Origin of the sequence: Vibrio misgurnus (assembly GCF_029635775.1) — a bacterium.
Taxonomy (GTDB): domain Bacteria; phylum Pseudomonadota; class Gammaproteobacteria; order Enterobacterales; family Vibrionaceae; genus Vibrio; species Vibrio chanodichtyis.
Map to the genome: position 1 here is coordinate 1473868 of NZ_CP113241.1, position 13940 is coordinate 1487807.

Here is a 13940-nt window from a genome sequence, read left to right on the forward strand (position 1 = left end):
TTATGTCTTTTATCACCGAGCACGCGCCCCCGCAGGTCAGCGTGGTGGTATTTAATCACTTTAGTCCCTTTCATATTTCGGTTCCAAGCTTAGTCTTTGGCCCAGAAACATTGAACCAAACCCTATTTAATCTGCAGTTGGTTGCTGGTGAAGAAGGGCCACTTCAATGCAATCTTGGTATTGAGATCCATACTCAAGCCACATTAGCCGCTCTTGAGCACAGCGACATCATCATTATTCCATATTGGCGAGCCGTTGATGAGCAGCCCAATCCAGCACTGCTAACTGCCTTACGCCGTGCACATGCTCGCGGAGCATTAGTGGCGGGCTTGTGCCTTGGCGGATATGTACTGGCTTATGCTGGACTATTAGCGGGTAAGCGTGCGGCGACGCATTGGGAATTGGAACAAGATTTTACCCAACGTTTTGCGGATACCAGACTTGATACCAATGCACTGTATGTAGAAGATGAAGGCGTAATCACTTCAGCAGGAACTGCGGCAAGTATTGATTGCTGCTTATACATTTTCCGTAAATATTACAGCAGCACCATCGCCAACCGCCTCGCCAGACGAATGGTAGTGGCTCCGTATCGAGCAGGGGGGCAAGCGCAGTTTATTGATCAGCCGATTCCGGTAACCACTTCAGATTCACGAATCAACCAATTAATGGAGACTATCCACTCTCAGCTTGATCAAAAATACAACTTAGATGAATTAGCTAATTCGATCGCGATGACTCGCCGTACCTTCACGCGCAAATTTCATAAGGCTACCGGCATGGCGTTTGGCGAGTGGCTGGCAAGCGAGCGGCTCAATTTAGCACAAGATCTGCTGGAATCGACCGACTTATCATTAGAACAAATTGTCGCCAAAACCGGCTTCAGCTCAGCCATGCTACTGCGCGAAAAATTTAAACAGCGCTATGACGTAACTCCCAATCAGTGGCGAAAATCATTTAATCAATCGAGTGAAGAGCTAAAGACAAGTAGCAAGCTCCACCGTTTACCTACCTCTTACTAACTCCTCGAGTGAAAGAAATTCTCCCACTCGAAGTGCAGCAGTGTTAGCGATCGTTAGCGACCTACAATTCCAGCAGTGACTAAGGGATATATCGCCAGACTCGCTCAGCCAACAGCATAAAGAAGCTTAAGTTCTAAAGCATTGCAAATACTGACTCAGTTCGGCGGACATATCGGTTAATTGACCGCAGGCTTGATAAGCCATTTTTTCATTTTGGCTCATATTGGCGACGATCTGATTCAGCTCGGTCATGGTGTCATTGACGGAACTGATCACTTGCGTTTGTTGAGTGACCAGATCTGAAACGCTCAAATTGTGGTTAAGGATATGGTCGATGGCTAAGGTCATCTCATCGAGCAGTGCGACCACGGTCGCCGAACTCGCTTCTGAGCTATGACAGTTGTGCTGGGTCGATGCCATTTTTTGATGGATCGTGCGAGTAGTCTGGGTAAATTGGGTTAACAGATCATCGATTTGAGTAGTACAAGAGCCGGTGCGGGCAGCAAGGGTTCTGACCTCTTCCGCTACGACCGCAAAACCGCGGCCGCTTTCCCCGGCCCGCGCCGCTTCAATCGCGGCATTTAACGCCAATAAGTTAGTTTGATCGGCAATTTGTTTAATGGTGTGCAAAATATCACTAATCGCTTGCGAATCTCGAGTAATTTGCTGCACTTGATCGGCCATGGCTTGTACATCTTGAACAAGAGTATCCATACTACCGGATGCGGTGCGCCCAGCCTGCGCGGATTGATTCATCTGCTGTTTAACGCTCTGCACAAACTCCGCCGCTTGCACACTGCTGTGCTGCGCCTGATTAGACAGTAAAGTAACACTGTGCATGGCTTTAACAATATCCTGCGTTTGATCACTGTGTTGCTCAGCAGACAACATATTATTTTTTGCTTGATCATTTAATTGCACGATAAACGGTGCGATCTGCAAGTTAGTGCGTTTAATTTGGACAAATATCTCTTGAATTTGTCCCATAAAATGATTGATCGCTTGCGATATTTGCCCTAACTCATCTCGGCTATGCACCGTTAAACGTTGCGTTAAATCCGCCTCTCCAGCTGTTAAGCCTTGGACTAAATTTCTCAGCCGTTCAACTGGACGCAATAATAATTGCAGTACTAGACTACTTAATAGCAACATAACTAGAGCGCAACTCATTAAATAAATATTTATTTTTGTATTAATCCGTGTCGTTTGCTCAGCAATAAATTGTTGATCAATATAACTGATGAGTTGCCAACCCCGATTGCCGATGCTTAGGTTACGATGGGATTGCTGCAAATTTGCCACGGCGGGTTTATTACTATAAATCATCACGCCATTTTCTGCGATCAATTCAAAATAGGTTCCCTCGCGGGAAAATTTTTCAATTAAAGATCCGAGCGCATGCAGATCCAATACAAAAAAATCGACGATATTCTTTTTCTTACGCGACAAGGTTAAGCTTAATTGCTCGGCCTGCTGTACCACCTCTCCGACCTGCAACCCTTCTGGATGTGCATGAGCGAATTGAATGTATTGCTGCGCCTGTTCATCAGCCATACTGCCTTCATCACTCAGCGCCATTCTATTCATAACTTTAACCACACGAGCAAAATCCAGTTTATCTTTGGTCGATTTGATGTGCATAATTCCAAATTCAATACTATCCACCAAATTCAATTTGCCCTGTAGATATTCATTAATGTTATCTTCAATTAATGACACATCTTTCGCGATATCTTGCATTGATGATTGATAAATATAATCATTAATCACACTTTTAACACTAATAAAAGACACCGCGATAGTGGCTACGATTGTTGTCATCATCAATATTAATATTTTATTTTTGAATGCAAATAGATTCATATATAACCTGTGGGCAGCTGAATTGTGGCAATGATGAGAAAAATGTAAGCTAATTGAATAATGACATTAAATAGATGACAGGGTGATAATTATAAATAACGATCATTTAATTACGTGAAATTTTAAAAGGGCAGCAAATATGCTGCCCAAAATTTCGTTTTACCACCAAGCTTCTATTTGTACGCCAAATTTAATATCGTCTTGATCACGACCATCATTAAATGACTTTTCTTCATTATCTTTTAGATAACTGGCATACAGACGCATCTCTGGACGCACAAACAGGTACTCACCAGCACTCAACACTTGTGCTACAGTGAATTTTTGCCCGCCCGATTTATCTTCATGGCCAGAGTCCCACGTTTTGGTTTGCGTATAGTAGCCAAGCTCAAGCACGGTTTTATTATGCTTAGACCAGGCATACTGCGGACGAATCACTGCTGAAAAGAGTTCTTCATCTTTCAGCCAATCGCCATGTTTTTCGGCATAACCATAAGTCAGCACATGGTTAAAGGAGATTTTTTCACTGAGTGTAAAATCACCGGTATTGATGATGCGATAACCTTTGGCACTGTTGACATCACCACTCCAAAGATCAAACCAGCCGCCACCTTGCGAGATCATATTCTGCGCTAGACCACTGTCAGCGTATTGCAATACGGTTTTGTTGTAACCTTGAGCAAAGCTTTGACTCAACATGGCAGTTAGCATCAGACCATTATCAACATTACTGCCGTTTTCCTTTTGTTTATCAGTAGGGTTAGCTAACGCGTAATCAATACCAATTTCAGTCCAAGCGCCTTGCCATGGGGAAAAACCAGCATAACGAATATCCAAGTAATTAATATTTAGCGGATCTCCTTTGTGAGGTCCATTTAATGCGCCATCTTTATCTCCGCGGACAATCGCGGCGGATAATGCACCTGAGCCAAGATTTAGCCCTTCGACACCAAAACCATAGCCGGAAATATTCCAATATTTGGTATCAATAATGTGCAGATCGTGGCGTTGATAAAACCGCTTACCCGCCCAAATCGTGGCTTCTGGCGCGGCAGGAATAAAGCCTTTGGCCTGCAAATTAAGCTGTTTGATAGAAAAATCTGAATCTTCTAATTCCAGTTCTCCATCAGCCGACATGGCAAACATGCTTTCAAAGTAAAAGCTTTTGCCCTCTTCTTGATACAGCTCTTGCCCTAAGCCGATTTCCGAATAGGTATCAAATTCATTACCTAAACGACCTAATTTGCTCTTAGCCAGCTCATCCCCACCTTTGACACCACCACCATTATTGGAGATGCCAAGACCGGAACGTACATAGCCAGTAAAGTCCACCGCCTGGACAGGTAGAGTCGATAAAGCAGCGAGAATAGCAGGAACCAGAGGTTTTAAGTTCATCTTCATCAATATGTCCTTAATTTTTCAGTTTTTATTGTTGTCGCCCAATACAGGCGCTTCCTTATGTTTCGCCGTTACTATAGCGAAGATCATGGTTCAGAAATTATAAATAGCTCACACTTGTGTAAACGTTACCACCAATAATTAAGAAGATGATGATTCTGCTAAATTGATCACAAAATCATCACGGTATAAGCCCATGCTCAGCCAATAAAAAAGCCGACTCATTGCTGAGTCGGCCAGATGTTAATAAAAGCGATATGTCTAGCGCTGCAATACACAAACACCATACGCAGCTAGCGATAATACGTCATCCACTTTGCTACCTGATGCCATATTTATCAATACTTCACCATGTAAATCCACCTCAACCGGATACGGATTGAAATTCATCACAAACAGATATCGACCTTGCTGATTATACCGCTCAGTGACCGAGACTCCGGATGGTAAATCCACATTCAAGCAAGGAGTGATTTGGTGACGCTGAGCAATAGCTCGGTAGAAATCCTGGTGGAAACGTAGATCATTTCTGGAGGCAATATAGTACGCAGAACCCGAACCATACTGATGCTGAGTCACCGCCGGCGTAGCAGCAAAAAAGTCACTGCCGTAACTGGCTAGTGCCTGAGCCGTTTCCAAGTGGATCCGCTCACATAGGTGATGAGCTTGATAAGTGCCGTGCAAACCAAACGCTGTCGAGTCATCCGCGACCACAGCGACTCGCTCTTCATCGTATAAAGAATCGATCTCTTCTGCCCAGATCCCAAGCGTTCGCCGCAGCGGGCTATTTTCACCACCTGGGAAACCGCCCAAGAAACACAGATCGTGCTGATCAACAATCCCGCTCCAATAAGTAGCCACTAACACTCCACCTTGTTGCACAAACTGCTCCAAGCGCTCCGCGACACCGGGTTTAATCAAATACAGCATGGGAGCGACAATCACTTTATAAGGTGAAAAATCGCTCAACTGTTCGATAATGTCACAGTTAATACCCTGCTCCCAAAAACCACGGTAATGTTGGTTCACGGTATGCTCATAATTGAGCCCTTGGTTACGAGGGCCTTGCGCATCATCCATCGCCCAGCGACTTTCCCAATCAAAGATAATCGCCACTTGTGCTGCAGTGCGACTGCCGGCTAATGACGAGTGCTGTGCAAGCCATGCGCCAACTTGGGTCACCTCTTTGCCAACGCGCGTATCCACATGACCAACATGGTCAACCACAGCGCCGTGGAATTTTTCCGATGAGCCACGGCTTTTACGCCACTGAAAATATTGTACCGAATCCGAACCGTGCGCCACCGCCTGAATTGAGGAGAGCAGATGCATACCCGGCTTTTTCAACTTGGTGATCGGCTGCCAGTTCGTTTGGCTTGGGGTGGATTCCATCAATAAGAACGGTTGCTGTTTCAAGGTTCTCATCAAGTCGTGATACATCGCGGTATAACATGCCAAAGCTAAATCATCGGCTCCTTTGTGCCATAGCGGATAGCTATCCCAGGATGCAATATCAATCACTTTACTCAACTTCCAATAGTCGTAGTCGTAAAAGTATTCCATCAGATTTGCCGTGACCGGTAAGTGTGGATTCACCGCCTTAAGGGGCTTAATTTCTTGTAAGCAGAAATCGGTCACTTGCTCGGTGACAAAACGTTTCCAGTCTAAATTTTGCCCGTGAACCGCACTTTCCCCAATCGGTGATGGCGACTCTAACTGATCCCAATTTTGATAGGTGTGGCTCCAAAACTTACTCCACCATTTCTGATTCAGCTCATCTAAGCTGGTGTAGCGCTGTTGCAACCATTCACGAAAAGCGTTCTGGCAATCGGCACAGTGGCAATCGCCACCATATTCATTGGAGATATGCCAACCAATCACCGCCGGGTGGTTGGAATAACGCTCGGCTAATTGGGTATTGATAATTCGTACTTTTTCGCGATATTGCGGCGAGGTATAGCAGTGATTATGACGCCCGCCATGCAATTGTTTGACTCGCGCAGCATTAACTCGCAGCACGCTAGGATAGCGCTGCGATAACCAGGCAGGACGTGCGCCACTTGGGGTAGCCAGCAACACATGAATGTGATTACGCGCTAAACGATCGAGTACATCATCAAGCCAAGCAAAATCAAACACGCCTTCTTGTGGCTCTAAGCTCGCCCAGCTAAAGATCCCAACCGACATCACATTACACTGGGTCTGGCGCATCAATTCGATATCTTTTTCCAGAATATCAGGACGATCCAACCACTGCTCAGGGTTATAATCCGCCCCATGCAGTAGTTGGCCAACTTTAGGCAAAATAGGTGCAAAATTTCCCATAACGACAACTCCTAACGTCATGCTTTACTGTTTTTTGAACACATTCATTGAAGGAAGCACATTGCCTTCAAAATCAAACAGAGCTTGGTTATCCCAAGAGTTCCCTTCTTGCCAAATGTCATTGGTGTATTCCATACCGGCTTGAGTAGCCCAAGTAGCATGCTCTACCGGTAACCACGCTGGTTCCCAATAGAAAATGCCAATGCCTTTACCCTCTGGTGCGGCATTAACTAATTCCATCATATCTTTCAAAAACTGAGCTTGGCCAACCACACTCACCGGATAGCCTTCTGCTGGCTCAGCACCGGTATAAGCATTTTCTAAACTATCGCCATTGGCAGTGGTATAAGCGTAAGAGGTTTCAGCAATCACCACCGGTTTGCCATAACGGGCAATCACATCAGCAATGTTCTCTTTTACCTGCTGCATTGGACCGTGCCAGAATGGGTAATAAGACATACCAATAATGTCGAACTCGACGTTACGCTGAGTGATTTCATCAAACCACCAACGGAATGCACCATTGTCTCCAGCTTTGGCGAGATGCAGCATGATTTCCACCTGTTCATCTTCTTTATATGCCCCTTTCACCGCTTTAATGCCAGCTTTTAGAAGCTCAGCTAAGCGATCAAACTCACGGCCATCGCCACCCCAACTTTTACCTTCCGGCCACAGCATGCCACTATTGAGTTCATTGCCCACTTGCACCATCTCAGGCATCACTCCCGCATCACGGTGCGCTTGCATCACCTCGGCGGTGTAGCTACCTACTTCAGCAACCAACTGATCAAAGTTGAGTGTTTCCCACCCTTTCGGTTTGACCTGTTTACCGGGATCGGTCCAGAAATCACTGTAATGAATATCGAGCAAATATTTCATGCCGTGCTCATGGGCACGCTTACCCATGGCAATGGCTCGTTGCAATGTGGAATTACCACCACCATAGGCAACGCCTGATTCACTTTGTGGATTCACCCACACACGCATTCTCAAATAGTTAATGCCATGTGCTTGCATGATTGCAATCGGATCTTGCTGCTGATGATCTTGATAATATTTTCCACCTAATGCTTCGACTTCAGGGATCATCGACACATCCATGCCTTTAATAAAATTATTGGCAACCTGAGCCGGAATAATCACCGAGGATGAACTATTGGTGTCTGATTCTACTTTCCCAGACTGGCATCCAGCGATTAATAGTGAACTACTCAGGACGGCAGCTAATGTCATTTTGTAGGTTACATTCATTTTTTTATCCTTTTGTACTACCTGCGGTTAAACCAGAAACAAAATACTTTTGTAGTGATAGATAAAGTATTGCTACTGGAATAGAGATTAATACTGCACCAGCCGCGTAGGTGGTGTAACTCGCGCCCATTTTCTCGACAACCAAGTTATATAAACCAATCGGCAGTGTGTAATTTTCTGGCGTACGTAAAATCGTGGTAGCCAGAATAAAGTCGCCCAATGGGCCGGTGAATGAAAACAGAGCAACTACTGCGATAATCGGTTTTGAAATAGGCATGATGATTTCAATAAAAATTCGGAAATTACCGGCACCATCCATGCGGGCTGATTCATCGAGATCTTTAGGGATCGCATCTAAATAACCTTTCATTAAATAGGTATTCATCGGGATCATTCCTCCGACATATACCAAGACCAGTGCAATATGGCTATTAATCAAGCCGAGCATTTGCGCTAATACAAAAATCGCGATCAAAGCTGAGAACTGCGGCACCATCTGTAATAATAGAAATAGGATCAAGCTATTATTACGTCCCTTAAAACGAAAACGAGAGAAAGCATAACCAGTACAACAGACACTAATCAGTGTTAACACCATGGTCATCACACTAATTTTCAAACTATTCCAATACCAAGTTAAGTAAGAAACTTTATTGTTTTCAAACAAAGTTAAATAATGACTCCAAGTTGGATTATCCGGAAAAATCGAATCACCCATAATACTATTACCAGGATAGAATGAGGCACCGACCGTCCATAACAATGGATAGATAATAATGATACTAACAATAGCAATTAGTATATAACTAAGCGTTAGCCTGATAGCATTACTTCTTTTAATACTCATTTTCAGCGCCTCTAATTGGTATCTTTAAATGAATTGGTCATGCGGAATTGCCATAGTGCAATACCTACCACAAAGATTGAGAGTAACAAGGTTATGGCGGCCGCAATAGAATATTGTGATGAAGACATCGTTAACTTGTAAATCCAAGACACTAAGATATCAGTACCGCCAGCATTACTGCCGATCACCGCTGGCCCACCATTATTAAACAAATAGATAATATTAAAATTATTAAAGTTAAAGGTGTATTGAGTGATCAAAATCGGCGCAATCGAGAACAGCACCAATGGAATGGTAATGGTCTTCATTTGCTGAAATTTACTTGCGCCATCAATAGTTGCCGCTTCATACAGATCATTCGGGATCGCTTGTAACACCCCAGTGGTCATAGCAAATACAAATGGAAAACCTAGCCAAGTTTGGATCAGGATTAATGCCGTCTTGGTCCAAAATGGGTCCGTGAGCCAAGGTTTAGGGTCAATACCAAAGAAATCTAATATGACGTTATTGATCACGCCAAACGTTTCATTAAACATTCCGGTAAAAATAAGGATCGTCACAAAGCCAGGAACGGCCCAAGGTAAAATAAAGATGGTTCTAATTAATGGTTTAAATTTTAAATCTTTCTGATTGACTAAAATCGCTAGCAGCACCCCGACCGTACACTGTAATGTGGTCGCCAGTAAGGTCCAGATCACCGTCCACTGTAATACATCAAAAAATGTATTACGCCATAAATTAATTTGAAAAATATTAATAAAGTTCTTCAAACCGACCCAATCGACCAGTTTGGCTGGTGGTGAGTTATATAAATTATAGTTAGTAAAACCAATCGCAAAACCAAATACGATCGGGAAAACCACCACAAACACCAACAAAATAAATGCCGGAGTCACCATTAAATAAGGAAAACCCGATTCGATGATGGTCCGATATTGACGACGAATAGAGTGTAACTCTCGACCTTGATCACGCAGTTTACCGTTAGTATAAGCATCGTATAACGATAAACTATAAACGCCAATACCAAACACCGATACAATAAGTGAGATGATACCTTCCGCTAGCAAGAACACGGAATTATCTTCAGGTAATGATTCACCCAAAGTAAACAAACCCCAGTAGCCCTCTTTTAAAAAGTCATAAAATACGCCATAAAAACTCAATAAAAAAACAAAAAACATGGCGGATTTAGCAAACTGTCGATTATAAAGCTGCCCTAACCCTGGAATGATCGATAACCATAACGCTATAACTCGGTGCTGAGTTTTATATTGGATATCACTTGGTGATATATCTGAAGATAAAATAGACATAATTCACATCCTGAACACAACGACAAATGCCAGCCCGAATACGGGCTGGCTAAAAAACTTACAATCCCATCATTGCGTGGTTAGCTTCGATTTGCATCTTAATTGCTTCCACTGCACTATCTAATGCTTGTTTTGGCGCTTGTTTGCCCGTTGCGATCAGCTGTAATGCACTATTAGCAGGCCCCCAGACTTCATTCATTTCTGGAATAGATGGCATCGGGGTAGCAAATTCTGCTTGCATAGCAACTGCGCGTGCACCTTCATTATTTTTAATGATTGGATCATCGATTAATGCTTTCACCGCAGGTACTTCACCGGTTAACTCAAAGCGCTGCTTGGAATTCTCATAATTATTGATGAATTCAATATACTTTTGCGCCAAATCTTTATTTTTTGAGTACGTTGAAATGCTGTAGCTTTTTACGCCCATAAATGATCCCATATGCTCTCCATTCGGTAATAGAGGCAAAGGCGCGACACCATAATTAATGCCGGCATCTTTATAAGGCTGGAATGACCATGGGCCGGTTTGTACAATCGCGGCTTTTTTGCTGGTAAATAGCGAGTCAATCGCATTCAAACCAGAATCACCCACAATCCCACTTGGGAACACCCCTTCTTTAAAGAATTTTTGTACGTATTCACCACCTTTGACCGCACCGTCAGTATTCAGCAAAATGGTTTTTGCGTCGTAGCTACCATCCGGATTTTTGGCAAATACATCACCGCCCATCGCTTTTAAGATGCCATAGGTGTAATAAATTTCATCCCATTTGGCGAGCAAACCATAATTGCCTTGTGCGCGAGCTTGTAGAGAAGCTTGGTAGATCTCCTCCATGGTTTTAGGCAGCTCTGGCATTAAGTCTTTGTTATAGATCATCACCAAAGTTTCGACGGCTTTCGGTAAACCATACAGTTGGCCTTGATAAGTCAGTGCATCAACGGCTGATTCTGTAAACGTATCCAATACTGCTTTATCCACGCTCAGTGGCGTCAATAAGCCTTGTACCACCGCACTGCCAATTTGGTCATGCGGTAGGTTAATCACGTCGGGACCGGTTCCAGCAGGACCATCCATACGTAGTGATTCGACTTGCCCGCCATAAGGCAATTCTTGCACGGTAATTTTCACATCATATTGTTGTTCAAACGCTTTGGTAGCCTGAGCATTACCCGCTGATTTTTGAATATCTTCCCAAATCAGCAACTTGCCTGCAGCAAGGGCATTGAGTGAAGAAAAAGTACAGCTAGCGATAAGAGCAGCATGGATTGCTTTGGTTAATGTACGTCTTTTCATAACGTCTCCTAGTTAATGTGTAGGTACAGCTTTGATGTTGTTCTCTGTTGCGTAGGTAAAACGATTACCCGGTTTAAAATAGGCGCTTCCCTTTGCCTTGACTATGATTTTTTCTCACAATCGTGACAGTTAACACAAAAAAAGCCCAAAAAATGGAATACGTTTACACTACGTTTTATAATCGCTAAAACAACGGCAATCCGCCTAGGCAATAAGCCGACAATTAAAATATAAATCAATAACTTAAATCAAAGAATCATGAAGGATAAGCCCTATGGCCTCTATAAAACTATCGAATGTAATCAAGCGATTTGGTGATGTGCAAACCATTAGCAATGTAAACCTTTCCATAGATAATGGTGAGTTTGTTGTTTTTGTGGGTCCATCAGGCTGTGGTAAATCCACCCTGCTGCGCATGATCGCGGGGCTAGAAGAGATCTCGGAAGGAACCATTGCCATCAAAGATCGCATCGTCAATGATGTGCAACCTTCGCAACGTGGTGTTGCCATGGTTTTCCAATCCTATGCGTTATATCCACATATGACGGTGGGACAAAACATGGGTTATGCACTGAAAGTGAATAAAACTCCACCGGCGACCATTGAGCATAAAGTGTTAAAAGTGGCCAAAGCGTTACAATTAGACAGCTTGCTGGATCGCAAGCCGGCGCAATTATCCGGTGGTCAACGGCAACGGGTCGCGATTGGCCGGGCGATTGTGCGCAATCCAGATGTGTTTTTATTCGACGAACCATTGTCCAACTTAGATGCCGAATTACGGGTTGAAATGCGTCTACACATCGCAAAGCTGCATCAAGATTTACAGTCAACCATGGTTTACGTGACTCATGATCAAGTTGAAGCGATGACATTGGCCGATAAAATTGTGGTTCTGCGTCAAGGCTGTGTGGAACAAGTCGGTAGCCCGATGGATCTCTACTATCACCCAGCCAATAAGTTTGTAGCCGGTTTTATTGGTTCACCCAAAATGAACTTTATTAACGCAACCGTCGACCATTGGTCAGCTGACAGTTTAAGCGTTATTTTGGGCAATCAAACCAACGTAACAACTTTGCCGATTGTGACGCAACCGATGAATAAAGGAGAGCAAATCACGGTTGGGATAAGACCAGAACACCTCAATAAAGATGCCGGTGATTTGAGCTTAACCTTCCACTCAGAAGTGGTTGAGCGTTTAGGCAGCAGCACTTATATCTTCGGTCAAAGCCTCGGCGTTGATGATTTTAAATTCTTAAATCCGGGTGATTTTTTCATCAAACCGTATACCAAAATGGCGCTGTATACTGATTTTGATGCGCTGCATTTATTTAATGCGGCAGGCGAAAATATCCGCATCCAGCCCGCCGCAGTCACCTTGGCACGTAGTGCCTGATCCGTTTTGCCTCTGCTCACTCAGCAGAGGCGACATTCCAGTGCTGATTTTATTGACTGATTAATGTGAGATATTTATGGCTACGATTAAGGATGTGGCAAGAGAAGCGGGTGTCTCTGTGGCCACCGTTTCCCGAGTAATGAACAACTCTTCCCACGCCAGCGCGGCAACCAAATCCGTGGTGCAACAAGCCATGCTGAAACTGGGTTATCGCCCCAATGCCAATGCTCGGGCATTAGTAAGCCAAACCACCAATACCATTGGCGTACTGATCGGCGATGTTTCCGATCCTTTTTACGGCAGCATGGTCAAAGCAATTGATTCCATTGCGATTCAAAATGGCAAACATCTGCTGATCGGGAATGGTTACCATAACGCGGATTTTGAACGGGAAGTGATTGAGCTGCTGATCAATAGTCGCTGTGAGTCACTGGTTATCCATAGTAAAGCGCTCAGTAACCAAGAGTTAATCCGCTTTGCAGAGGAAAAACCGACCATGGTTTTGATCAACCGTTATATTCCTGAAATTGCCGAGCGCTGTATTGCGCTGGATAACTTTCGTGGTTCGTATTTAGCGACCGAGCATTTGATCAAAATGGGCCATACTCAGATTGGTTATGTCTGTTCTAATCACGAGATAGAAGATACCGAACAGCGTAAAAATGGCTATTTATCGGCCCTGCAAGCTTACAATATTAAGGTCAATCCGGCTTATATTGAGTATGGTGCCCCCACCGAATTAGGCGGTGAAGAAGCCATGACTCACCTGCTGTCCAAAGATCTGCAATTAACTGCGATTGCTACCTACAACGATTATATGGCCGCTGGAGCGTTATCCATCCTCGATGAAAACGGTATTCAAGTTCCGCGCGATATCTCTTTGATCGGATTTGATGATGGGATTATCGCTAAATATCTGAGTCCAAAACTGACCACCATGCGTTATCCCATTCAAATGATGGCCGAAAAAGCGGTGCATTTAGCTTTTTTACTCGCCACAGGTCAACCGATCACTGATCCGATCCGTATTTTTGTACCGACCATGATCCGTCGTGCATCGGTGATTGCGCACTCCAGCTCCACCCGCTAGCTGGAAACGTTATCATCCCCCGAACACAACCAAGGATAATCTCACACACGGTTTAGCCTCGCTCACCAATCCGACCTGTCGCTCTGCCGTGAGGCAAAGATTGCTATGGGTAGTTGAAAAGTGTTTAATTCACCTTAT

Annotated in this window: 10 protein-coding genes; 3 read left to right on the forward strand and 7 right to left on the reverse strand. The window is 44.0% G+C overall.

From position 1 onward, the window contains the following. The first annotated feature begins 2 nt into the window (after nucleotides 1–2). Complete coding sequence (locus tag OOK74_RS06865) at nucleotides 3–1022, forward strand: GlxA family transcriptional regulator (RefSeq protein WP_274721409.1); 1020 nt, start codon at nucleotides 3–5, stop codon at nucleotides 1020–1022. 126 nt (nucleotides 1023–1148) lie between these two features. Here OOK74_RS06865 and OOK74_RS06870 read toward each other — a convergent pair whose 3' ends face one another. From OOK74_RS06870 to OOK74_RS06900, 7 genes are all read right to left on the reverse strand, one after another. After that, nucleotides 1149–2846: a methyl-accepting chemotaxis protein gene (locus OOK74_RS06870; RefSeq protein WP_278182468.1), complete on the reverse strand. Its 1698-nt coding sequence runs from the start codon at nucleotides 2844–2846 to the stop codon at nucleotides 1149–1151. A gap of 198 nt (nucleotides 2847–3044) precedes the next feature. After that, nucleotides 3045–4286 carry a maltoporin gene (locus OOK74_RS06875; RefSeq protein WP_278182469.1) on the reverse strand — a complete coding sequence of 414 codons (1242 nt, stop codon included), beginning with the start codon at nucleotides 4284–4286 and terminating at the stop codon, nucleotides 3045–3047. 258 nt (nucleotides 4287–4544) lie between these two features. Then, nucleotides 4545–6608: a beta-galactosidase gene (locus OOK74_RS06880; RefSeq protein WP_278182470.1), complete on the reverse strand. Its 2064-nt coding sequence runs from the start codon at nucleotides 6606–6608 to the stop codon at nucleotides 4545–4547. A 24-nt stretch (nucleotides 6609–6632) separates the two neighbouring features. Beyond that, nucleotides 6633–7859 (reverse strand): glycoside hydrolase family 53 protein, encoded by a 1227-nt coding sequence (locus tag OOK74_RS06885; protein WP_278182471.1) that lies wholly within the window; start codon nucleotides 7857–7859, stop codon nucleotides 6633–6635. A gap of 4 nt (nucleotides 7860–7863) precedes the next feature. Next, complete coding sequence (locus tag OOK74_RS06890) at nucleotides 7864–8577, reverse strand: sugar ABC transporter permease (RefSeq protein WP_274721404.1); 714 nt, start codon at nucleotides 8575–8577, stop codon at nucleotides 7864–7866. Nucleotides 8578–8717: 140 nt separating this feature from the next. Continuing rightward, nucleotides 8718–10022, reverse strand: coding sequence for a sugar ABC transporter permease (locus OOK74_RS06895; protein ID WP_166014783.1), 1305 nt, complete (start codon nucleotides 10020–10022; stop codon nucleotides 8718–8720). Nucleotides 10023–10080: 58 nt separating this feature from the next. Next, a complete protein-coding gene (locus OOK74_RS06900; protein ID WP_278182472.1) occupies nucleotides 10081–11319 on the reverse strand; it encodes an extracellular solute-binding protein in 1239 nt (412 codons plus the stop codon). A 274-nt stretch (nucleotides 11320–11593) separates the two neighbouring features. Between OOK74_RS06900 and OOK74_RS06905 the strand changes: the two genes are divergently transcribed. Beyond that, complete coding sequence (locus OOK74_RS06905) at nucleotides 11594–12712, forward strand: ABC transporter ATP-binding protein (protein WP_278182473.1); 1119 nt, start codon at nucleotides 11594–11596, stop codon at nucleotides 12710–12712. Nucleotides 12713–12788: 76 nt separating this feature from the next. After that, nucleotides 12789–13802, forward strand: a complete 1014-nt coding sequence (locus OOK74_RS06910; RefSeq protein ID WP_278182474.1) for a substrate-binding domain-containing protein — start codon at nucleotides 12789–12791, stop codon at nucleotides 13800–13802. The last annotated feature ends 138 nt before the right edge of the window (nucleotides 13803–13940 follow it).

Excerpts from the sequence above, each read along its gene's own strand:
- OOK74_RS06865 (WP_274721409.1), top strand. The coding sequence starts at position 3 with ATGTCTTTTATCACCGAGCACGCGCCCCCGCAGGTCAGCGTGGTGGTA.
- OOK74_RS06870 (WP_278182468.1), bottom strand. The coding sequence starts at position 2,846 with ATGATGACAACAATCGTAGCCACTATCGCGGTGTCTTTTATTAGTGTT.
- OOK74_RS06875 (WP_278182469.1), bottom strand. The coding sequence starts at position 4,286 with ATGAAGATGAACTTAAAACCTCTGGTTCCTGCTATTCTCGCTGCTTTA.
- OOK74_RS06880 (WP_278182470.1), bottom strand. The coding sequence starts at position 6,608 with ATGGGAAATTTTGCACCTATTTTGCCTAAAGTTGGCCAACTACTGCAT.
- OOK74_RS06885 (WP_278182471.1), bottom strand. The coding sequence starts at position 7,859 with ATGAATGTAACCTACAAAATGACATTAGCTGCCGTCCTGAGTAGTTCA.
- OOK74_RS06890 (WP_274721404.1), bottom strand. The coding sequence starts at position 8,577 with ATGGGTGATTCGATTTTTCCGGATAATCCAACTTGGAGTCATTATTTA.
- OOK74_RS06895 (WP_166014783.1), bottom strand. The coding sequence starts at position 10,022 with ATGTCTATTTTATCTTCAGATATATCACCAAGTGATATCCAATATAAA.
- OOK74_RS06900 (WP_278182472.1), bottom strand. The coding sequence starts at position 11,319 with ATGAAAAGACGTACATTAACCAAAGCAATCCATGCTGCTCTTATCGCT.
- OOK74_RS06905 (WP_278182473.1), top strand. The coding sequence starts at position 11,594 with ATGGCCTCTATAAAACTATCGAATGTAATCAAGCGATTTGGTGATGTG.
- OOK74_RS06910 (WP_278182474.1), top strand. The coding sequence starts at position 12,789 with ATGGCTACGATTAAGGATGTGGCAAGAGAAGCGGGTGTCTCTGTGGCC.